The sequence below is a fragment of the Pseudomonas sp. genome, from assembly GCF_037994325.1.
Taxonomy (GTDB): domain Bacteria; phylum Pseudomonadota; class Gammaproteobacteria; order Pseudomonadales; family Pseudomonadaceae; genus Aquipseudomonas.
Genome location: NZ_JBBNAH010000774.1, coordinates 1 through 18,620, shown reverse-complemented (window position 1 = coordinate 18,620; position 18,620 = coordinate 1). Strand labels below are relative to the sequence as shown.

Annotated in this window: 19 protein-coding genes and 1 pseudogene; 17 read left to right on the top strand and 3 right to left on the bottom strand. The window is 58.8% G+C overall.

Features of this window, described 5'->3' with window-relative positions; genetic code table 11:
• Both AAAB16_RS26095 and AAAB16_RS26090 read left to right on the top strand, forming a co-directional pair.
• Positions 1-140, top strand: a pseudogene (locus AAAB16_RS26095) (LTXXQ domain protein); the annotation flags it as partial.
• 136 nt (positions 141-276) lie between these two features.
• Positions 277-1,617, top strand: coding sequence for a HAMP domain-containing sensor histidine kinase (locus AAAB16_RS26090; protein ID WP_340665985.1), 1,341 nt, complete (start codon positions 277-279; stop codon positions 1,615-1,617).
• 39 nt (positions 1,618-1,656) lie between these two features.
• Here AAAB16_RS26090 and AAAB16_RS26085 read toward each other — a convergent pair whose 3' ends face one another.
• Positions 1,657-2,337, bottom strand: a complete 681-nt coding sequence (locus AAAB16_RS26085; protein ID WP_340665984.1) for an alpha/beta family hydrolase — start codon at positions 2,335-2,337, stop codon at positions 1,657-1,659.
• 48 nt (positions 2,338-2,385) lie between these two features.
• Between AAAB16_RS26085 and ccoN (AAAB16_RS26080) the strand changes: the two genes are divergently transcribed.
• The 12 genes from ccoN (AAAB16_RS26080) (at position 2,386) to AAAB16_RS26025 (ending at position 14,609) form a co-directional block, all read left to right on the top strand.
• Positions 2,386-3,810 carry a cytochrome-c oxidase, cbb3-type subunit I gene (gene ccoN, locus AAAB16_RS26080; protein WP_340665983.1) on the top strand — a complete coding sequence of 475 codons (1,425 nt, stop codon included), beginning with the start codon at positions 2,386-2,388 and terminating at the stop codon, positions 3,808-3,810.
• Between the two features lie 11 nt (positions 3,811-3,821).
• A complete protein-coding gene (ccoO, locus tag AAAB16_RS26075) occupies positions 3,822-4,433 on the top strand; it encodes a cytochrome-c oxidase, cbb3-type subunit II (RefSeq protein ID WP_340665982.1) in 612 nt (203 codons plus the stop codon).
• A 17-nt stretch (positions 4,434-4,450) separates the two neighbouring features.
• Positions 4,451-5,362, top strand: a complete 912-nt coding sequence (ccoP, locus tag AAAB16_RS26070) for a cytochrome-c oxidase, cbb3-type subunit III (protein ID WP_340665981.1) — start codon at positions 4,451-4,453, stop codon at positions 5,360-5,362.
• A 429-nt stretch (positions 5,363-5,791) separates the two neighbouring features.
• A complete protein-coding gene (ccoN, locus tag AAAB16_RS26065) occupies positions 5,792-7,234 on the top strand; it encodes a cytochrome-c oxidase, cbb3-type subunit I (protein WP_340665980.1) in 1,443 nt (480 codons plus the stop codon).
• Entirely contained in the window at positions 7,234-7,845 is a 612-nt protein-coding gene (gene ccoO, locus AAAB16_RS26060) for a cytochrome-c oxidase, cbb3-type subunit II (RefSeq protein WP_110614740.1), read from the top strand. Before ccoN (AAAB16_RS26065) ends, ccoO (AAAB16_RS26060) begins: the two co-directional genes overlap by 1 nt.
• Positions 7,846-7,851: 6 nt before the next feature.
• Positions 7,852-8,043 carry a cbb3-type cytochrome c oxidase subunit 3 gene (locus tag AAAB16_RS26055; protein ID WP_110614741.1) on the top strand — a complete coding sequence of 64 codons (192 nt, stop codon included), beginning with the start codon at positions 7,852-7,854 and terminating at the stop codon, positions 8,041-8,043.
• Positions 8,040-9,029, top strand: coding sequence for a cytochrome-c oxidase, cbb3-type subunit III (gene ccoP, locus AAAB16_RS26050; RefSeq protein ID WP_340665979.1), 990 nt, complete (start codon positions 8,040-8,042; stop codon positions 9,027-9,029). The genes AAAB16_RS26055 and ccoP (AAAB16_RS26050) overlap by 4 nt, the downstream gene beginning before the upstream one ends.
• A gap of 227 nt (positions 9,030-9,256) precedes the next feature.
• On the top strand, positions 9,257-10,672 hold the full coding sequence (gene ccoG, locus AAAB16_RS26045; protein ID WP_340665978.1) for a cytochrome c oxidase accessory protein CcoG: 1,416 nt from the start codon (positions 9,257-9,259) through the stop codon (positions 10,670-10,672).
• Between the two features lie 25 nt (positions 10,673-10,697).
• Entirely contained in the window at positions 10,698-11,231 is a 534-nt protein-coding gene (locus tag AAAB16_RS26040; RefSeq protein WP_340665977.1) for a FixH family protein, read from the top strand.
• Between the two features lie 9 nt (positions 11,232-11,240).
• Entirely contained in the window at positions 11,241-13,667 is a 2,427-nt protein-coding gene (locus tag AAAB16_RS26035; protein ID WP_340665976.1) for a heavy metal translocating P-type ATPase, read from the top strand.
• 26 nt (positions 13,668-13,693) lie between these two features.
• Positions 13,694-13,921 carry a cbb3-type cytochrome oxidase assembly protein CcoS gene (gene ccoS / locus AAAB16_RS26030; protein WP_340665975.1) on the top strand — a complete coding sequence of 76 codons (228 nt, stop codon included), beginning with the start codon at positions 13,694-13,696 and terminating at the stop codon, positions 13,919-13,921.
• Entirely contained in the window at positions 13,914-14,609 is a 696-nt protein-coding gene (locus tag AAAB16_RS26025) for a sulfite exporter TauE/SafE family protein (RefSeq protein WP_340665974.1), read from the top strand. Before ccoS ends, AAAB16_RS26025 begins: the two co-directional genes overlap by 8 nt.
• Before the next feature lie 7 nt (positions 14,610-14,616).
• Here the strand turns inward: AAAB16_RS26025 and AAAB16_RS26020 are convergent, their stop codons facing one another.
• Positions 14,617-15,075 carry a hypothetical protein gene (locus AAAB16_RS26020; protein WP_340665973.1) on the bottom strand — a complete coding sequence of 153 codons (459 nt, stop codon included), beginning with the start codon at positions 15,073-15,075 and terminating at the stop codon, positions 14,617-14,619.
• A 131-nt stretch (positions 15,076-15,206) separates the two neighbouring features.
• Here AAAB16_RS26020 and fnr point away from each other — a divergent pair, with 131 nt between their 5' ends.
• The 3 genes from fnr (at position 15,207) to AAAB16_RS26005 (ending at position 17,597) form a co-directional block, all read left to right on the top strand.
• Positions 15,207-15,941, top strand: a complete 735-nt coding sequence (gene fnr / locus AAAB16_RS26015; RefSeq protein ID WP_340665972.1) for a fumarate/nitrate reduction transcriptional regulator Fnr — start codon at positions 15,207-15,209, stop codon at positions 15,939-15,941.
• A 74-nt stretch (positions 15,942-16,015) separates the two neighbouring features.
• Complete coding sequence (locus tag AAAB16_RS26010; RefSeq protein WP_340665971.1) at positions 16,016-16,564, top strand: adenine phosphoribosyltransferase; 549 nt, start codon at positions 16,016-16,018, stop codon at positions 16,562-16,564.
• Between the two features lie 187 nt (positions 16,565-16,751).
• Complete coding sequence (locus AAAB16_RS26005; protein WP_340665970.1) at positions 16,752-17,597, top strand: metal-dependent hydrolase; 846 nt, start codon at positions 16,752-16,754, stop codon at positions 17,595-17,597.
• Between the two features lie 144 nt (positions 17,598-17,741).
• Here AAAB16_RS26005 and AAAB16_RS26000 read toward each other — a convergent pair whose 3' ends face one another.
• Positions 17,742-18,446: a TetR family transcriptional regulator gene (locus tag AAAB16_RS26000; RefSeq protein WP_340665969.1), complete on the bottom strand. Its 705-nt coding sequence runs from the start codon at positions 18,444-18,446 to the stop codon at positions 17,742-17,744.
• Positions 18,447-18,620 lie beyond the last annotated feature (174 nt).

Sequence of the window (18,620 nt, the reverse complement as noted above, 5' to 3'; positions counted from 1 at the left end):
CCACCGACGGCAAAATCCGCGCCTTGCTGAACCCAGAGCAACAGAAGGCGTTCGACGAGAAACACAAACAAATGGAAGCTCGCCGCGCTGAATGGCAAGAGTTCCAAGCGTGGAAAGCCAACAAAGCTAAAACCCAGTAATACCGTAGGGTGCGCTGTGCACCAGACGATCCACCCCAGTACGTAGGGTGCGCACAGCGCACCCTACGGCCCGTGCAACCCATCCGGCATAAACTGCCGGGTGGGTTTTGTTCGTTTACCGCGTTAAGGAGTCGTTGTGCGCTCACTGTTTTGGCGAATCTTTGCCAGCTTTTGGTTAGCCATCGTGCTAGTCGCAGGCCTGTCGATGGTGATGGGCCGCGTACTGAACCAGGACGCCTGGATTCTCAGCCAGCACCCTGCCCTGCAAGGTGTGCCCGAGCAGTGGGCGAGCATTTACGAGAGCAAAGGCCAGCAAGCCGCGCAGGAGTATTTACAACAGCGCAAACGCGACTTCCGTATCGACACCCAAGTGCTCGACGACAGCGGCAACGCCATCATCCAGGGCACGTTTCCACCGCGCGCCGCCGCCTTTGAAAAGCGCCAGCACGATGACCCGCGCCGCTTGCCCTGGCGCCGCCTGACCACTGAATACACCAGCCCGAGCAGTGGCGACACCTACCTGTTTATCTACCGCATTCCGCACCCTGAGCTAGACGACTGGCACCGCGGCAGCCTGTTCTTGCCCGTAAGTGCACTGGGCATTGCCTTTCTAGTACTGACGGCCCTGAGCTTGCTGTTGACCCTGTCAATCACCCGCCCCCTCGGGCAACTGCGCGGCGCCGTGCACGACCTTGGCCAAGCCGCGTATCAACAACACACCCTGGCGCGCCTCTCCACCCGCCGTGACGAATTCGGCGTGCTGGCCGGCGACTTCAACCGCATGGGCGAGCGCCTGCAAGACCTGATTAGCAGCCAGCGCCAACTGCTGCGCGATGTCTCCCACGAACTGCGCTCGCCGCTCGCAAGACTGCGCATTGCCCTGGCCTTGGCCGAGCGTGCCGAGCCGGAAGAACGGGTGAAACTATGGCCGCGGCTGGAGCGCGAATGCGACCGCCTGGAAGCGCTGATTAGCGAGATTCTGGCGTTGGCACGGATGGACGCTAACCTCGGTGCCGCGCAGGCCGTGGACATCACCGCGCTATTTGCCAGTCGCCAGCAGGAAGCCGAACTGAATGAGCCCGAGCAGCGCATTGTGGTGGCGGTTGAACCCGCGCTAAGCCTGCTCGGTTGGCCAGATATGCTCGAGCGAGCACTGGATAACCTGGTGCGCAACGCGTTGCGCTTTAACCCGGCGGGGCAGGCCATCGAGCTACGCGCAGAACAAACTGACGGCAGGGTGCGCCTGAGCGTGCGCGACCATGGTCCGGGGGTATTACCGGAGCATCTCGCACGCCTGGGGGAACCCTTCTTTCGCGCCCCGGAACAAACCGCGCCGGGGCATGGGCTGGGATTGGCCATTGCCCGTCGAGCGGCAGAACGACACGGCGGAATACTGGAGCTGGCCAATCATGCGCAGGGCGGCTTTGTTGCCAGCCTGGTACTGCCGGCAGCGCCACAAACTGGCAAACCCCATTAAACGTTGTTCTCTCGACGGCTTCTTAATGCGGCGAACGGACTAGGAGAGAAAACGCGCCATCTGCTCGGCAGTAGCTTGCAGATGTTGCTCATGGGTAAAGCCAGATGACTTCAAGGGTTTAAGGTCATGATCGGCCGCCTCGAGCCAAACCAACTGGATCGCCGGCGAAAGCGCGTATTGCGCCACCGTAGCTTTGTCACCCAGCGCATCCCGTTCGCCCTGAACGATCAGCGTAGGCGTGCGCAGCTCGGCCAAATGCGCCACTCGTGGCTTCTCCGGTTTGCCCGCGGCATAAAACGGATAGCCCAAACACACCAGCGCATCCGCGCCCAACTCATCGGCCAGCAAGCTGGCCATCCGCCCGCCCATGGACTTGCCGCCAATGGCCAATCGTCCTGCGACCTGTTGGCGCACCTGGGCATAAACCGCCCGCCAATGCTCAAGTAAACGCGCCTGCGGATTGGGCGGGCGCTTGCCACCATCTAAGCGGCGCTGGGCCATGTAGGGAAACTCAAAACGCAGCACCGCCACGCCCTGCAAGGCTAAGCGCTCAGCCATGGAGGTCAGGAACGGACTGTCCATCGGCGCGCCCGCGCCGTGGGCAAAGATAAATGTCGCCCGGACATCTCCTACAGGCCTATTCCACAGCCATTTCGTGGGTTCCGCAGCGCCGGATAGCGGTTGATACAGATCAATATCGCCGTTTGTCGGTTTCGCCATGCTTCGCCTCGCCTTCAACAACTAGAGAAATCCGCGGATGGGCCTGACATGAGCACAACAACCACGACTGCCTACGACTATAAGGTGGTTCGCCAGTTCGCCATTATGACGGTGGTATGGGGCATCGTCGGAATGGGCTTGGGGGTGTTTATCGCCTCCCAACTGGTCTGGCCACAACTGAACTTCGATCTCCCCTGGACCAGCTTCGGGCGTCTGCGCCCTCTGCACACCAACGCCGTAATCTTCGCCTTCGGCGGCTGCGCACTCTTCGCCACTTCCTACTACACCGTACAACGCACCTGCCAAACCGCCCTGTTCGCGCCGCGCCTGGCGGCCCTGACCTTTTGGGGCTGGCAACTGGTGATCGTTCTGGCGGCGGTGAGTTTGCCACTGGGTTACACCAGCTCAAAGGAATACGCAGAACTGGAGTGGCCTATCGACCTACTGATTACCGCCGTGTGGGTCGGCTACGCCGTGGTGTTCTTCGGCACCCTGCTGAAGCGCAAAACCAAACACATCTATGTCGGTAACTGGTTCTACGGCGCCTTCATCCTCACCGTGGCGGTGTTGCACATCGTCAACAACCTGGAAGTGCCAGTGAGCATGACCAAGTCCTACTCCCTGTATTCGGGCGCAACGGACGCCATGATCCAGTGGTGGTACGGGCACAACGCCGTGGGCTTTTTTCTCACCGCGGGCTTTTTGGGGATGATGTATTACTTCGTACCCAAGCAAGCCAACCGTCCGGTGTACTCCTATCGCCTGTCCATCGTGCACTTTTGGGCACTGATCACCTTGTACATCTGGGCCGGCCCGCACCACTTGCACTACACCGCACTGCCGGATTGGGCGCAGTCGCTGGGCATGGTGATGTCGTTGGTACTGCTGGCACCGAGCTGGGGCGGCATGATCAACGGCATGATGACCCTCTCGGGCGCGTGGCATAAGTTGCGTGACGACCCGATCCTGCGCTTCCTGGTGGTATCGCTGGCGTTCTACGGCATGTCGACCTTTGAAGGTCCGATGATGGCGATCAAGACCGTCAACGCCCTCTCCCACTACACCGACTGGACCATCGGCCACGTACACGCTGGCGCTCTCGGCTGGGTAGCGATGATCAGCTTTGGCGCCCTGTACCACATGGTTCCAAAACTCTGGGGCCGCCCGCAGATGTACAGCATGGGTCTGGTCAATGCGCACTTCTGGCTGGCCACCATCGGCACCGTGCTTTACATCGCCTCGATGTGGGTCAGCGGTATTACCCAGGGCCTGATGTGGCGCGCGATCAATAGCGACGGCACCCTCACCTACTCCTTCGTAGAAGCGCTGGAAGCCAGTCACCCGGGCTTCGTCGTACGTATGGTCGGTGGCGGAATCTTCTTCATCGGCATGTTGCTGATGGCCTACAACACCTGGCGCACCGTGCGCAGTGCACAGCCGGCAGAAGTTGCCGCCGCTGCGCAGATGGCTTGAGGAGAGCGGCCATGAGCAAACATGAAATACTCGAAAAAAACGTGTTCCTGTTGGTGCTGTGCATGGTGCTGGCAGTCAGCATCGGCGGCCTGACGCAAATCGTTCCGCTGTTCTTCCAGGATGTTACCAACAAGCCAGTGGATGGCATGAAGCCCTACACCGCCCTGCAACTGGAAGGCCGCGACATTTACATTCGCGAAGGCTGCGTCGGCTGCCACTCGCAGATGATCCGCCCGTTTCGCGCCGAAACCGAACGTTACGGCCACTACTCGGTAGCCGGCGAAAGCGTTTGGGATCACCCATTCCTGTGGGGTTCCAAGCGCACCGGACCTGACCTTGCCCGCGTTGGCGCACGCTACTCCGATGACTGGCACCGCGCGCACTTGTACAACCCGCGCAACGTGGTGCCGGAATCGAAGATGCCTGGCTATCCGTGGTTGGTTCAACACCAGTTGGATGGCAAAGACACCGCCAAGAAACTGCAAGTGATGCGCCTGATGGGGGTGCCTTACACCGACGCGGATATCGAAGGCGCCAGCGCGACCGTGCAAGGCAAAACCGAGATGGACGCACTGGTTGCGTACTTGCAGGTGCTCGGCACCGCCATCAAGAACAAGCGCTGAGCAGGGGGAACATTGAAATGACTGTTTTCTGGAGTTGGTACGTCTGCTTTTTAACCCTGGGCAGCCTGTTCGCTTTGCTCTGGTTGGTGTTTTCCACTCGCAGTGGTGAAACACCAAATGGCGGCGATAAAACCATGGGGCATGCCTTTGATGGCATCGAGGAATACGACAACCCGCTACCGCGCTGGTGGTTTCTGTTGTTCGTCGGCACCATTATTTTTGCCCTCGTTTACTTGCTGCTCTACCCCGGTTTGGGCAACTGGAAAGGCGTGTTGCCCGGCTACAGCGATGGCTGGACCCAAGTGAATCAATGGCAGCGTGAAGTGGACAAGGCCGATGCGCAGTACGGCCCCTTGTTCGCTCGCCTTGCCGCTACGCCGCTGGAAGAACTGAGCAAAGACCCGGAAGCACTGAAAATTGGTGGCCGCCTCTTCGCCACCAACTGCTCGGTCTGCCATGGTTCGGACGCCAAGGGCACCGTCGGCTTTCCCAACCTTACCGATACCAACTGGCGCTGGGGCGGTGATGGCGAAACCATCAAAACCACCATTCTGCGCGGCCGTCAGGCAGCGATGCCTGCGTGGGGTCCGGTGATTGGTGATGCCGGAGTGAAGAATGTGGCGGCCTATGTACGCACCAAGCTGGCCGGCATTCCGCTGCCAGCAGAAAGTGACGCCGACCTGACCGCTGGCGCTGCTACATACACCAGCACCTGCCAAGCCTGCCACGGGCCGGAAGGCAAAGGCACAGCAGCAATGGGGGCGCCAGACCTCACCCATCCAGCCGGTTGGATTTATGGCAGTAGCCTGGTGCAACTGCAGCAAACCATCCGCAACGGCCGTAACGGTCAGATGCCGGCGCAAGAGCAATACCTGGGCAATGACAAAGTGCATGTACTGGCCGCGTATGTCCTGAGCTTGTCGCGGTAACAGTGCGTTTAGAAGTAGGGAGTCTGGCGCGACGGACTGCGGGTCAGGCTCTTCCACTGCTAAAAAGGGTTAATAAATCGGGCAAATCACTTCATTGAGCAACCTGACCAATCGGCCAACGTGGCCTTAAGTCGCGATGCGACCCAGTGTCGCACCCCGCCGACAGGTAACCCTCACGGTGCTTTTTCATCTACTAAGCTGGCGCATTAGCCGTCAGTGTTTGCTATGAGGCAGAACACACTTTCGTAGACGGTTAGGGATAAGGGCAGCCACCTGAGAACCAACCTCATCTAGAGGCCGAAATACCTTGTTTCAGGTGCCTGAAAGCCTTATCGCTGCGGCCTGTGGCGTTGCAATGACTACGTCGATTCTCCATACTTGCCGCCGATTTTTACCCCTAAAAAACACCCTAAACCGTGGAACCTTAGAATGAGCACAGCAATCAGTCCGACTGCTTATAACTATAAGGTGGTCCGCCAGTTCGCCATCATGACGGTGGTCTGGGGGATCCTTGGCATGGGCATGGGCGTATTCATCGCCTCGCAATTGGTATGGCCGGAGTTGAACTTCGGTTTGCCATGGACGAGCTTTGGTCGCTTACGCCCTCTGCATACCAACTTGGTGATTTTCGCCTTCGGTGGCTGTGCTCTGTTTGCTACGTCGTACTACGTAGTTCAACGTACCTGCCAGACGCGTCTGATTTCAGACAGCATGGCGGCCTTCCACTTCTGGGGCTGGCAAGCCGTAATCGTCGGTGCGGGTATTACCCTGCCGCTGGGCTACACCACCTCGAAGGAATACGCTGAACTGGAATGGCCACTCGCCATTCTGCTGGCGGTGGTCTGGGTTACCTACGCGGCGGTGTTTTTCGGCACCATCATCAAGCGTAAGAGTAAGCACATCTATGTTGGTAACTGGTTCTACGGTGCCTTCATTCTGGTAACGGCGATGCTGCACATCGTCAACCACATGTCGCTGCCCGTTTCGCTGTTCAAGTCGTACTCGCTGTACTCCGGCGCGACTGACGCAATGATCCAGTGGTGGTACGGCCACAACGCCGTGGGCTTCTTCCTGACCACAGGCTTCTTGGGGATGATGTACTACTTCGTTCCGAAGCAAGCTGAGCGTCCGATCTACTCGTATCGCCTGTCCATCGTGCACTTCTGGGCGCTGATCACCCTGTATATCTGGGCCGGTCCGCACCACCTGCACTACACCGCTCTGCCGGACTGGGCTCAGTCGCTGGGTATGGCCATGTCGATCATCTTGCTGGCGCCAAGCTGGGGCGGCATGATCAACGGCATGATGACCCTCTCGGGCGCCTGGCATAAGTTGCGCACCGACCCAATCCTGCGCTTCCTGGTTGTTTCCCTGGCGTTCTACGGCATGTCGACCTTTGAAGGCCCGATGATGGCTATCAAAACCGTCAACTCGCTGTCGCACTACACCGACTGGACCATCGGCCACGTACACGCCGGCGCTCTCGGCTGGGTTGCGATGATCTCCATTGGTGCTCTGTACCATATGATTCCGAAACTCTGGGGCCGCCCACAAATGCACAGCGTTGGCCTGATCAACGCGCACTTCTGGCTCGCCACTATCGGTACCGTGCTGTACATCGCCTCCATGTGGGTTAACGGTATTACCCAGGGTCTGATGTGGCGTGCAATCAACGAAGACGGCACCCTCACCTACTCCTTTGTTGAAGCGCTGCAAGCCAGCCACCCAGGCTATATCGTGCGGGCATTGGGCGGTGCGTTCTTCGCCTCCGGCATGCTGCTGATGGCCTACAACACCTTCCGCACCGTGCGCGCCTCCAAGCCAGCTGAAGCAGAAGCCGCCGCTCAGATCGCTGTAGTAGGAGCTCATTAATGAGAAACCACGACGTAGTCGAGAAGAATATTGGCCTGCTGGCCTTCTTCATGGTCATTGCCGTCAGCATCGGCGGCCTGACTCAGATCGTTCCGCTGTTCTTCCAGGACGTTACCAACAAGCCGGTGGAAAACATGAAGCCGCGCTCAGCCCTGGAGCTGGAAGGTCGCGACGTCTACATCGCCAACGGTTGTGTCGGCTGCCACTCGCAGATGATCCGTCCATTCCGTGCGGAAACCGAACGTTATGGCCACTACTCGGTAGCCGGCGAAAGCGTTTGGGACCATCCATTCCTGTGGGGTTCCAAGCGTACTGGTCCGGACCTGGCCCGCGTTGGCGGTCGCTACTCCGATGACTGGCACCGTGCGCACTTGTACAACCCGCGCAACGTAGTGCCTGAATCGATCATGCCGGCCTACCCGTTCCTGGTTGAACATAAGCTCGACGGCAAAGACACCGCCAAGAAAATGGAAGTTTTGCGTTCCATGGGCGTGCCTTACACCGATGAAGACATTGCCGGCGCTCAAGCAGCGGTTAAAGGCAAGACTGAAATGGATGCCGTGGTCGCCTACCTGCAGGGCCTTGGCACAATCATCAAAAGCAAACGGTGACGTGTGATGGACATTGGGATGATTCGCGGTCTTGGCACAGTAGTCGTAATGGTTGCCTTCGTAGGCCTGGCGCTCTGGGTGTTTAGCGGCCGCCGCAAAAAGGACTTCGATGAAGCCACGCTGCTGCCTTTCGCGGATGATCCCGAAGCCATCAAGCATGTCGAGCAAGAACAAGCTTCTAGGAGTAACAAAGAATGACCGTCTTCTGGAGTCTGTACGTCACTGTACTTACCCTGGGCACCATCGCCACGCTGACGTGGATTTTGCTATCCACGCGCAAAGGCCAACGTGCTGAAACCACCGACGAAACCGTCGGCCACTCCTTTGATGGCATCGAGGAATACGACAACCCGCTGCCCAAGTGGTGGTTCTGGCTGTTCGTCTTGACCATCATCTTCGCCCTCGGTTACCTGGTGCTCTACCCGGGCCTGGGTAACTGGAAAGGCATGCTGCCGGGCTACGGCTACCTGAACAACGAGACCAAGCAAGAGTTCTCGAATGGTCAGCCAGGCTGGACCGGTGTGCACGAGTGGGAAAAGGACATGGCCAAGGCTGACGCCAAGTTCGGTCCGATCTTCGCCAAGTTCGCTGCCATGCCAATTGAAGAAGTGGCTAAAGATCCACAAGCCTTGAAGATGGGCGGCCGCTTGTTCGCCTCCAACTGCTCGGTTTGCCACGGTTCCGACGCCAAAGGCAACTATGGTTTCCCCAACCTGACCGACGCCGACTGGCGCTGGGGCGGTGAACCGGCCACTATCGAAACCACCATTCTTGGCGGCCGCCACGCGGTAATGCCAGCATGGGGCACGGTAATCGGCGACCAAGGCGTGCGTGACGTTTCTGCCTTTGTGCTGACCCAACTGGACGGTCGCAAGTTGCCGGAAGATGCCAAGGCAGATCCTGCCAATGGCCAGAAAATCTTCGCAGCCAACTGCGTGGCGTGCCACGGTCCGGAAGGCAAGGGCACCCCAGCTATGGGCGCACCTAACCTGACTCACCCAGCAGCGTTTATCTACGGTTCGAGCTTTGCTCAACTGCAACAGACTATCCGCTACGGCCGTCAGGGCGTAATGCCTGCTCAGGAACAGCTGCAAGGCAAAGACAAAGTCCACTTGCTGGCCGCTTATGTCTACAGCCTGTCCCACGGCAACACCTCGGATGCTGCCAAAGAGCAAGCCGAGTAATCGCCGCGTAAGAAATTGCTTAGGAGCCTGCCCACAGGGCAGGCTCTTGATGCAAACCTCAAGTTTTCCCCTCGCTCTACCCTCCCCCGCACTAAATCAAGCCTTACGCGACCTCACGTCGCAGCATTAACCCTTCATTCAGCGCGTATAATTCAGAGCGCACTAGTCGCTTTGACCTCCGTCGGCACGTATCGACGAGGCTCTTTCCACTGCCGTGGTACGCAACGATGAGTAATCAGATCCCTGTTCAAGACGTCACCCCGCCTGCCAAGGCCGCGGACAAATCCGTCGACCTCTATGCGTCCCGGGAAAAAATCTACACCCGCGCCTTTACTGGCTTCTTTCGCAACCTGCGCATGCTCGGCGGTGCAGGTTTATTTCTGCTGTACTTCGGCACCGTATGGCTCAACTGGGCTGGTCACCAGGCTGTCTGGTGGAACCTGCCAGAGCGCAAGTTCTACATCTTTGGCGCGACCTTCTGGCCACAAGACTTCATCCTGCTTTCCGGCATCCTGATCGTCAGCGCCTTTGGCCTGTTCTTTATCACCGTATTTGCCGGGCGCGTTTGGTGCGGTTACACCTGCCCACAAAGCGTCTGGACGTGGATTTTCATGTGGTGCGAGAAGGTCACCGAGGGTGATCGCAACCAACGCATGAAACTCGACAAAGCGCCGATGAGCGCCAATAAATTTCTGCGCAAGTTCAGCAAACATAGCCTCTGGCTGCTGATCGGCTTTGTCACCGGTCTCACCTTCGTCGGCTACTTCTCGCCAATTCGCGATCTGACCATCGAATTCTTTACCGGCGAAGCGGACGGCTGGGCCTATTTTTGGGTTGGTTTCTTCACCCTTGCCACTTACGGCAACGCCGGTTGGTTACGCGAACAGGTGTGCATCTATATGTGCCCCTATGCGCGCTTCCAGAGCGTTATGTTCGACAAAGACACCCTGATCGTTTCCTACGACCCACGCCGTGGCGAACGCCGCGGCCCGCGCAAAAAAAACGCCGATTACAAAGCCGAAGGTCTGGGTGACTGCATCGACTGCACCATGTGTGTTCAGGTATGCCCCACCGGCATCGATATTCGCGACGGCCTGCAAATCGAATGCATCGGCTGTGCTGCCTGTATTGATGCCTGCGACACCATCATGGACAAGATGGAATACCCACGCGGCCTGATCAGCTACACCACCGAGCACAATCTTTCCGGGCAGAAAACCCATCTGGTGCGACCGAGACTGATTGGCTACGCGGTGGTTCTGCTGACCATGATGGGGCTGCTGGCCACAGCATTCTTCCTGCGTCCGCTGGTGGGCTTTGACGTCAGCAAAGACCGCGTGCTGTTCCGCGAAAATGCCGAAGGTCGCATCGAAAACGTCTACAACCTGAAGATCATGAACAAAGACCAGAAAGCGCATACCTACTTGCTTAGCGCCAAAGGTCTGGACGACTTGCAACTGGCCGGCAAACAAGAGTTCAAGGTCGATGCAGGGGAAATCATCAGCCAACCGATCGAATTGTCGGTATCTCCGGATAAACTGCCGTCCAGCACCAACGAAGTAATCTTCGTCTTAAACAGCGCGGACGACCCCGATACCCACGTCGAAACCAAAAGCCGCTTTATTGGCCCCAGTGTTCGCTAAGTAACCGATTCAGAGAGAGCGTCAAATGCCCGCAACAGCAAGCAGTCCTTGGTACAAACACATCTGGCCGTGGATCATCATCGGCATGCTGGCCACCTCGGTGGCCTTGACCATGCACATGGTATTTATCGCCGCTGATGGCCAGGACACGCTGGTAACCGACAACTACTACGAAGCCGGCAAGGGCATCAGCCGCTCTCTGGATCGCGAGCGCCTGGCCAAAGACCTGCATCTGGAAGCGCGCGCAACCCTGGATGAAGTCACCGGCGAAGTCAGCCTGCTGCTGAGTGGCGACAGCCGCCCGCAAACCCTGGAAATGAACCTGATCTCGCCAACCCAGGCAGAGAAAGACCGCAACCTGATCCTCAAACGTAGTGCTACCGAGCCTGACCGCTATATCGGTCAGGTACCGGAAGCCATCGAAGGTCGCCGCTTTGTCGAATTGCTCGGCCAAGAGGGTGAACAGACCTGGCGTCTGTTTGAAGAAGAGAAAGTCGGCGCTGGCGTTGAGTTGAAGCTGGGTGACGAACCCATTCCTGGCGCAGAAGAGCAACGCTGATCTGCTGATATGAGCGCTCCCCTGCCCTGCTACCATTGCGGCTTGCCGGTTCCTGCCGGCAGCCGCTTTTGTGCGTCTGTGCTCAATGAGCCCCGTGAGTTCTGCTGCCCCGGTTGCCAAGCCGTAGCCGAAGCGATCGTGGCTGGCGGGTTGGAGAGCTACTACAGCCACCGCAGCGAAGCCTCAGTAAACCCCGGGGCGCTTGTGCAGCAATTGCCGGACGAGCTCGAGCTGTACGACCGCGCGGACGTACAAAAAGACTTTGTGCACCACAACGCCGATCTGGCGGAAACCACCTTGCTGTTGGAAGGCATCAGTTGCGCCGCCTGCGGCTGGCTGATTGAACACCGTCTACGGCAAATGCCGGCGGTGGCCGAGGCGCGCCTCAATCTATCCAACCACCGTTTGCAGGTGAGCTGGGCTGATAGCCAACTGCCGTTGAGCGCCTTACTCAGCGAGCTGCGCCAGATCGGTTACGCCGCCCACCCCTATCAAGCCGACCGTGCCGCGGAGCAACTGGCCGCCGAAAACCGCCTGACCCTGCGCCAACTGGGCGTAGCCGGCTTACTGTGGTTTCAGGCAATGATGGCGACCATGGCCACTTGGCCGGAATTCAATATTGACCTGAGCCCTGAGCTGCACCAGATCATGCGCTGGGTGGCGATGTTTCTGACCACGCCGATCGTGTTCTATAGCTGCGCGCCATTTTTCAAAGGGGCCTTTCGCGACCTGCGTACTCGCCACCTGACTATGGATGTTTCGGTGTCATTGGCTATCGGTAGCGCCTATATCGCAGGTATCTGGACTGCCATTACTGGCGTCGGCGAGCTGTATTTCGATGCCGTCGGCATGTTCGCGTTGTTCTTGCTGACCGGCCGTTATCTAGAGCGACGCGCCCGCCAACGTACCGCGGCAGCCACCGCGCAACTGGTTAATTTGCTACCGGCGTCCTGCCTGCGTGTGGGCAGCGGCGGCCAGAGCGAGCGCATTCTGCTGCGCGAGCTGCAACTGGGCGACCACGTACTGATCCAGCCTGGCGCAGTGGTACCAGCCGACGGTCGAATTGTTGATGGCCAATCCAGTGTCGATGAGTCGTTGCTCACCGGCGAATACCTGCCACACCCGCGAACGGTGGGCGACTCGGTGACCGCTGGCACCCTTAATGTCGAAGGCCCGCTTACGGTTGAGGTGTTGGCACTGGGGCATGACACACGCCTGTCTGCCATCGTGCGCCTGCTCGACCGCGCCCAAGCCGATAAGCCGCACTTGGCGGAGATGGCCGACCGCGCCGCGCAGTGGTTCCTGCTGATTACGCTGATTCTGGTAGTAGTGATTGGCGCCGTTTGGTGGCATCTGGATTCCACCCGAGCGTTCTGGGTGGTGCTGGCCATGCTGGTCGCCACTTGCCCGTGCGCCTTGTCGTTGGCCACGCCAACCGCCCTTACCGCCGCCACCGGCACGCTGCACAAGCTCGGCCTGCTGCTGACCCGCGGCCATGTGCTGGAAGGCTTGAACCAAATCGACACCGTGATCTTCGACAAAACCGGCACGCTTACAGAAGGCCGCCTGACCTTACGCGGCATCCGCCCCCTAGGCAGCGACAGCGACGACCAATGCCTGGCGCTCGCCGCCGCGCTGGAAAATCACTCCGAACACCCTATCGCCCGCGCCTTTGGCCAAGCGCCGGAGGCGGCGGACGGCGTCACCAGCGCGCCCGGTTTGGGCCTGGAAGGAATGGTAGGCGGTCGGCGCCTGCGTATTGGTCAGGCTGCTTTTGTCGCGCAACTTAGTGGTGTGCCAGCACCGGCGATGCCCGACGAACCCGGTCAATGGTTGTTGCTCGGCGACGCCCATAGGCCTTTGGCCTGGTTTGTCCTCGACGACCGCCTGCGCAGCGACGCCCCTGTCCTGCTCGCCGCCTGCAAAGCCCGTGGCTGGAAAACCCTGCTGCTATCGGGCGATACCTCACCAATGGTCGCCAGCGTCGCCCGCGATTTGGGCATCGATGAAGCCCACGGTGGTCTGCGCCCGGACGATAAGCTGGCAATGCTGCAAACGCTATATAGTCAGGGCCGCAAAGTGCTGATGCTCGGCGACGGCGTCAACGATGTGCCCGTGCTGGCCGCAGCGGATATCAGCGTGGCCATGGGCTCTGCCACCGACTTAGCAAAAACCAGCGCCGATGCGGTGCTGCTGTCCAACCGTCTGGACGCTCTGGTACAGGCCTTTGCCCTGGCACGTCGTACCCGCCATGTGATCATCGAAAACCTGTTGTGGGCCGGCCTGTACAATGGCCTTATGCTGCCCTTTGCCGCCCTCGGCTGGATCACGCCAGTGTGGGCGGCGGTGGGTATGTCGGTCAGCTCGCTGACGGTGGTGCTCAACGCCCTGCGCCTGACTCGCCACCGCGCGGCGGCACAGAACGTTATCGCCTGACCGCCCAATCGCGCCCGGAGTCACCCATGCCCGCTTTGTACATTCTGATTCCCATCGCTCTGCTAATCGTCGCGGTGTGCATCTTTATTTTCTTCTGGGCGGTGGACAGCGGTCAGTACGACGACCTCGACGGCCCGGCCCATAGCATTCTGTTCGACGACCAAGACCCCAACCACCTGGCCGGCGTCGACCAGGCCAGCGGCCATGAACACACTGCCGAGCCTGACGACAAACAGGAGCCGCCCCGTGCTTGAGCTGGCGCCACTGTTAGTTTCAGCGGTCATTCTTGGGCTACTGGGCGGCGGCCATTGCCTGGGCATGTGCGGCGGCCTGATGGGCGCCCTGACCCTGGCGATTCCGCCAGAACAACGCAGCCGGCGCTTTCGTTTACTGCTGGCCTACAACCTCGGCCGAATTTGCAGCTATGCCTGCGCCGGTCTTCTGATCGGCACGGCGGGCTGGGCCGTGGCAAATAGCCCGGCAGTGATGGTGTTGAGAGTTGTCGCAGCGCTGCTGCTGATTGCCATGGGCCTGTACCTGGCCGGTTGGTGGAGCGGGCTGACACGCATTGAGGCTTTGGGGCGCGGGTTGTGGCGTTATATCCAGCCGTTTGCCAGCCGTCTGATGCCGGTCTCCAGCCTGCCGCGGGCGCTGTTACTGGGTGCATTGTGGGGCTGGCTGCCCTGCGGGCTGGTCTACAGCACCTTGCTGTGGGCGGCGAGCCAGGGCAATGCGTTGAACAGCGGCCGGTTAATGCTCGCCTTTGGCCTTGGCACCTGGCCGGTGCTGCTCGCTACTGGTATGGCCGCCGAACGCCTGACCGCCGTACTGCGCAAACGCAATGTTCGAGTGGCAGGCGGTCTGTTGGTGATTCTATTTGGGTTGTGGACGCTGCCCGGGCCCCATCAGGCGTGGCTGATGGGGCATGCAATGCATCACTGATGGCGGCTTAGGCCATCATCAGGCTAGACATTTCCTGCATCTGATCCGGACTCAATGCGGCGTCACGAACAGCTTGAAGCAAGGCGCCATTAGCCGTGGAAATCGCACCGTTCAAGGAAGCTATCTCGCTCTGCAGGCCTTGCGCCTTCTGCATCCGTTCTTCTTCAGAGAGACCTTGATCGGCCATCAGCGCCTGCAGTTCGGCTTGTTTCTCGGCCAACTGCTGACGCAATTCGCGGAGCATCTTTAACGCCTGTTTGACGCTGTCTGGCAGGCTGCTTTCGTCTATATCTTTATTATCTTTAGCGTTGGAACTGATCTTCTGCGCCTGCTCGGACAACGTCACCTTGATACCTTGCAGTGCAGTTTGTAGGTCTGCTGGTGGATCTTCCGGATCCCGGTTTGCCTTTATGGCCACCTGTTGCGCCAGATGCCCGGTGACGTTGCTGGTATTGATCGGCAACATGTTTTTTCTCCCTACGTAGCGACACTAGTGTGTCGGCAGCCGGGTATGGAACTTAAGTACATGGCCACATCCGGAGCTAAGCTGATACCCTTACGCTTCGTGTGTGCTTGGCTAAACAAGGATGCCTCGCGATGAATGAAATGATCAAAGCCCGCGGCCTGCCCGCCGTGCATTGCAAAGACTGCAGCCTCAGCGGCTTATGCCTGCCGCTGTCGATGGACCTCGAAGACATGGATGCCCTAGACGACATCGTCAAACGCGGTCGCCCGCTAAAAAAAGGCGAGTTTCTGTTCCGCCAAGGTGACAAGTTCACCTCGGTATTTGCCGTACGCTCCGGCGCCCTGCGCAGCTTTAGCGTCTCAGATGCGGGCGACGAACAGATCACCGGCTTTCACCTGCCGAGCGAGCTGATGGGTATGTCGGGCATGGACGAAGAGTCCTACCCCACTTCGGCCCAGGCCCTGGAAACCACCACTGTTTGTGAAATCCCCTTTGAAAAGCTGGATGACCTGTCGCTGCAATTGCCGCAACTGCGTCGCCAACTGATGCGCATCATGAGCCGGGAAATTCGCGACGATCAGCAAATGATGCTGTTGTTGTCGAAGAAAACCGCCGACGAGCGCATCGCCTCATTTCTGATCAACCTATCGGCACGTTTTCGCGCCCGGGGTTTTTCCGCCAACCAGTTCCGTCTGTCTATGTCACGCAACGAAATCGGCAACTATCTGGGCTTGGCGGTGGAAACCGTATCCCGCGTGTTTACCCGTTTCCAGCAAGGCAACCTGATTGCAGCCGATGGCAAGGAAATCGAGATTCTCGACCCGGTCCAGCTCTGTGCATTGGCGGGCGGCAATCTGGAGCAGTAGTCACGCGCGACAAGAACTGCCTGGCGCGGCTTGCTAGAATCGCGCCTTTGCCAGAACAGACAGTAGGACTCGCGATGATCACCGACGACTTCAGCATCAAATCCCTGATTCGCCCAGTGCCGGACTTTCCCAAGCCCGGCGTGATTTTTCGCGATATCACTCCACTGTTCCAATCGCCCCGCGCGCTGCGCATGGTGGCAGACAGCTTTGTGCAGCGTTACGTAGAAGCCGAATTCACCCATATCGGCGCCATGGATGCCCGTGGTTTCCTCATCGGTTCGATCATTGCCTACGCCTTGAACAAGCCGCTGGTGCTGTTTCGCAAACAAGGCAAGCTGCCGGCCGATGTGTTGGCCGAGGGTTATCAGACTGAGTACGGCGAAGCGTTTTTGGAAGTGCATGCCGACAGCCTGTGTGAAGGCGACTCGGTGTTGATCTTTGATGACCTGATCGCCACCGGTGGCACCCTGCTCGCTGCTGCGGCTCTGGTACGCCGCATGCGCGCCACGGTGTTTGAAGCCGCGGCGATCATCGACCTGCCGGAACTGGGTGGTTCGCAGAAGCTGGAAGACGCCGGCATTTCAACCTTTTGCCTGACTACCTTCGCGCTGTCTGACCGCTAATCCCCCTCGGTTAGCACAGCACTAGCCTGTTACCCCGCGCGCCCCGGCCGACCCTGTTGGCCGGGGCGCTGCACTTAGGTTGGGTGTTCCTGTTGCCAGCTTGGGCCAATCATTGAACCCATCAGTGATCAACCCTGAGCCGTACAACAAGAAAAGATCGCCCCGCGGCGATCGCCAGGAGCCTCCCATGACCGCCATACCAACCCCATCCAAACTGACCAAACCCAACGCCAGCTTTCCGGTGCGGCGTATGGACTTCACCTTTGCCGAAACGGAAAAGTACTGGTGGAGCGGCGACGCTTTCATGACCCATTTCATGAATAACCTGTCGTCACTGTTCCCCTATGGCGAAATGTTTTTCGTCGACAGTGTGCGTGCCGTGCGCGAGCGCATCACCGAGCCGCAGCTGAAGAAGGACATCAGCGCCTTTATCGGCCAGGAAGCTATGCATTCCAAAGAGCATGCGACCTACAACGAATACGCTGCCAAGCATGAAATTGATCTGGAGAAGCTCGAACTACGGATCAAAGTGCTGCTGGAATGGGTGACCAAAATCACCACCAAGAAACAACGCCTGGCCGCCACCTGCGCCCTGGAACACTTCACCGCCACCATGGCCCAGCAACTGTTGCAGCGCGAAGACCTGACCACGCAGATCGACGACCCAAAGATGTACCAACTGTGGATGTGGCACGCGATCGAAGAGAACGAACACAAGGCCGTGTGCTACGACGCCTACCAGGCCGTCGGCGGCGGTTACTTTACCCGCGTAACCATGATGGCTATTTCAACCGTGATTTTCTTCGGCGTGATCAGTTGGTTCCAAGTGCACCTGCTGCGCAAAGACCGCCAACTCTTCAACCTGCGTAGTTGGGGCCGTGGCTTGCGCACCCTGTTCAGCCCACGCGACGGCTTTCTCACCAAGTTGATCCTGCCGTACCTCGATTACTACCGCCCAGGCTTCCACCCGTTTGACCATGACACCAAAGTGCTGGAGCAACGCTGGAAGGATCGCCTGGGCTTTAGTGGCTAACACCACCGAAGGCTAGCCCAGGGTATTAATTAAAATGCTCCGGGTTAGCCTAGTCGTCATCATCCGAAACACGCCCATACTCGGCACACCGTCGTTATACCTGCTGATATCCATCCATAGCTCCGCAGAGGAGCAAGCAACCTCCTACGCCTCGGGTGTTTTGTGCAGCCCAAGGCTCTGCAACACACTTGCCCCAGCAAACATCATCAAAATCTGCTGCTGCGCCTGGGCGCAAATGGCAGGCCGGCGATCGATTTGCTCGATGTAGTCCAACGATTGCTGAAACAACTGCCGGCTGATCATCGATGACACCTGGCGGATGGCTGCCGGCTCGAGGTTAGGTAGCAGTTGCAGCTTGCCCAAGTCCTCGGCCATATCGTTAGCGAAGTCTTCCATTATCTGCTCCAACGCTTCGCGCAGCACTTTCGAGCTGCCGTGCAGTTCGCGCACGCCAACGATAAAGGCTTGGGGATTTTTCGCGACGTAGTCGAAAAACAGCTCGACCGTTTCCCTACAAACGCGTTGGCCGCGCGCCAGATCAATACCGAATATCAGCTCTGTCGGCGCGCCTAGCTCGGCACGTTGCGCCGCTTCGATACGCAGATTACGCAGGGGCTGGCGAATGCGTGCGGCCATGTCGGCAATCATCGCCAGGCCCAGATCGTCCACAGTTTTGAAGTGCCGATAGAAGGTATTGGGGTTCAACCCCGCCTCCCGCGCCAGCTCGCGTAGCCCCAAACCACTCAGGCTGCGGCTGATCGCAGCCAGGCGCAATGCGGCTTCCATCAGCAAGCGTTTGCCTTGGGCGGTAACGGTTTTTGCTGTTTCGGTATCAGGCATCGTGGTCATTGGCGTGGCTCGCCCTACGGAAGATTGGGTTGGCAAATCGGTATACGGGTGTATACATACACCTCAAGTAGACAAGTGTATACAGCGAAAAACAAACATAACAGGAGCTTGTTCATGGGCGCACAACCTGCCGCTTTTCCCACAGATGCCACCCCCACCGACGCCACCCCAGGC

Bases quoted from the DNA above. Each gene is read 5' to 3' on its own strand.
- AAAB16_RS26085 (WP_340665984.1), bottom strand. From the start codon at position 2,337: ATGGCGAAACCGACAAACGGCGATATTGATCTGTATCAACCGCTATCC.
- ccoN (WP_340665983.1), top strand. From the start codon at position 2,386: ATGAGCACAACAACCACGACTGCCTACGACTATAAGGTGGTTCGCCAG.
- ccoO (WP_340665982.1), top strand. From the start codon at position 3,822: ATGAGCAAACATGAAATACTCGAAAAAAACGTGTTCCTGTTGGTGCTG.
- ccoP (WP_340665981.1), top strand. From the start codon at position 4,451: ATGACTGTTTTCTGGAGTTGGTACGTCTGCTTTTTAACCCTGGGCAGC.
- ccoN (WP_340665980.1), top strand. From the start codon at position 5,792: ATGAGCACAGCAATCAGTCCGACTGCTTATAACTATAAGGTGGTCCGC.
- ccoO (WP_110614740.1), top strand. From the start codon at position 7,234: ATGAGAAACCACGACGTAGTCGAGAAGAATATTGGCCTGCTGGCCTTC.
- AAAB16_RS26055 (WP_110614741.1), top strand. From the start codon at position 7,852: ATGGACATTGGGATGATTCGCGGTCTTGGCACAGTAGTCGTAATGGTT.
- ccoP (WP_340665979.1), top strand. From the start codon at position 8,040: ATGACCGTCTTCTGGAGTCTGTACGTCACTGTACTTACCCTGGGCACC.
- ccoG (WP_340665978.1), top strand. From the start codon at position 9,257: ATGAGTAATCAGATCCCTGTTCAAGACGTCACCCCGCCTGCCAAGGCC.
- AAAB16_RS26040 (WP_340665977.1), top strand. From the start codon at position 10,698: ATGCCCGCAACAGCAAGCAGTCCTTGGTACAAACACATCTGGCCGTGG.
- AAAB16_RS26035 (WP_340665976.1), top strand. From the start codon at position 11,241: ATGAGCGCTCCCCTGCCCTGCTACCATTGCGGCTTGCCGGTTCCTGCC.
- ccoS (WP_340665975.1), top strand. From the start codon at position 13,694: ATGCCCGCTTTGTACATTCTGATTCCCATCGCTCTGCTAATCGTCGCG.
- AAAB16_RS26020 (WP_340665973.1), bottom strand. From the start codon at position 15,075: ATGTTGCCGATCAATACCAGCAACGTCACCGGGCATCTGGCGCAACAG.
- fnr (WP_340665972.1), top strand. From the start codon at position 15,207: ATGAATGAAATGATCAAAGCCCGCGGCCTGCCCGCCGTGCATTGCAAA.
- AAAB16_RS26010 (WP_340665971.1), top strand. From the start codon at position 16,016: ATGATCACCGACGACTTCAGCATCAAATCCCTGATTCGCCCAGTGCCG.
- AAAB16_RS26005 (WP_340665970.1), top strand. From the start codon at position 16,752: ATGACCGCCATACCAACCCCATCCAAACTGACCAAACCCAACGCCAGC.
- AAAB16_RS26000 (WP_340665969.1), bottom strand. From the start codon at position 18,446: ATGACCACGATGCCTGATACCGAAACAGCAAAAACCGTTACCGCCCAA.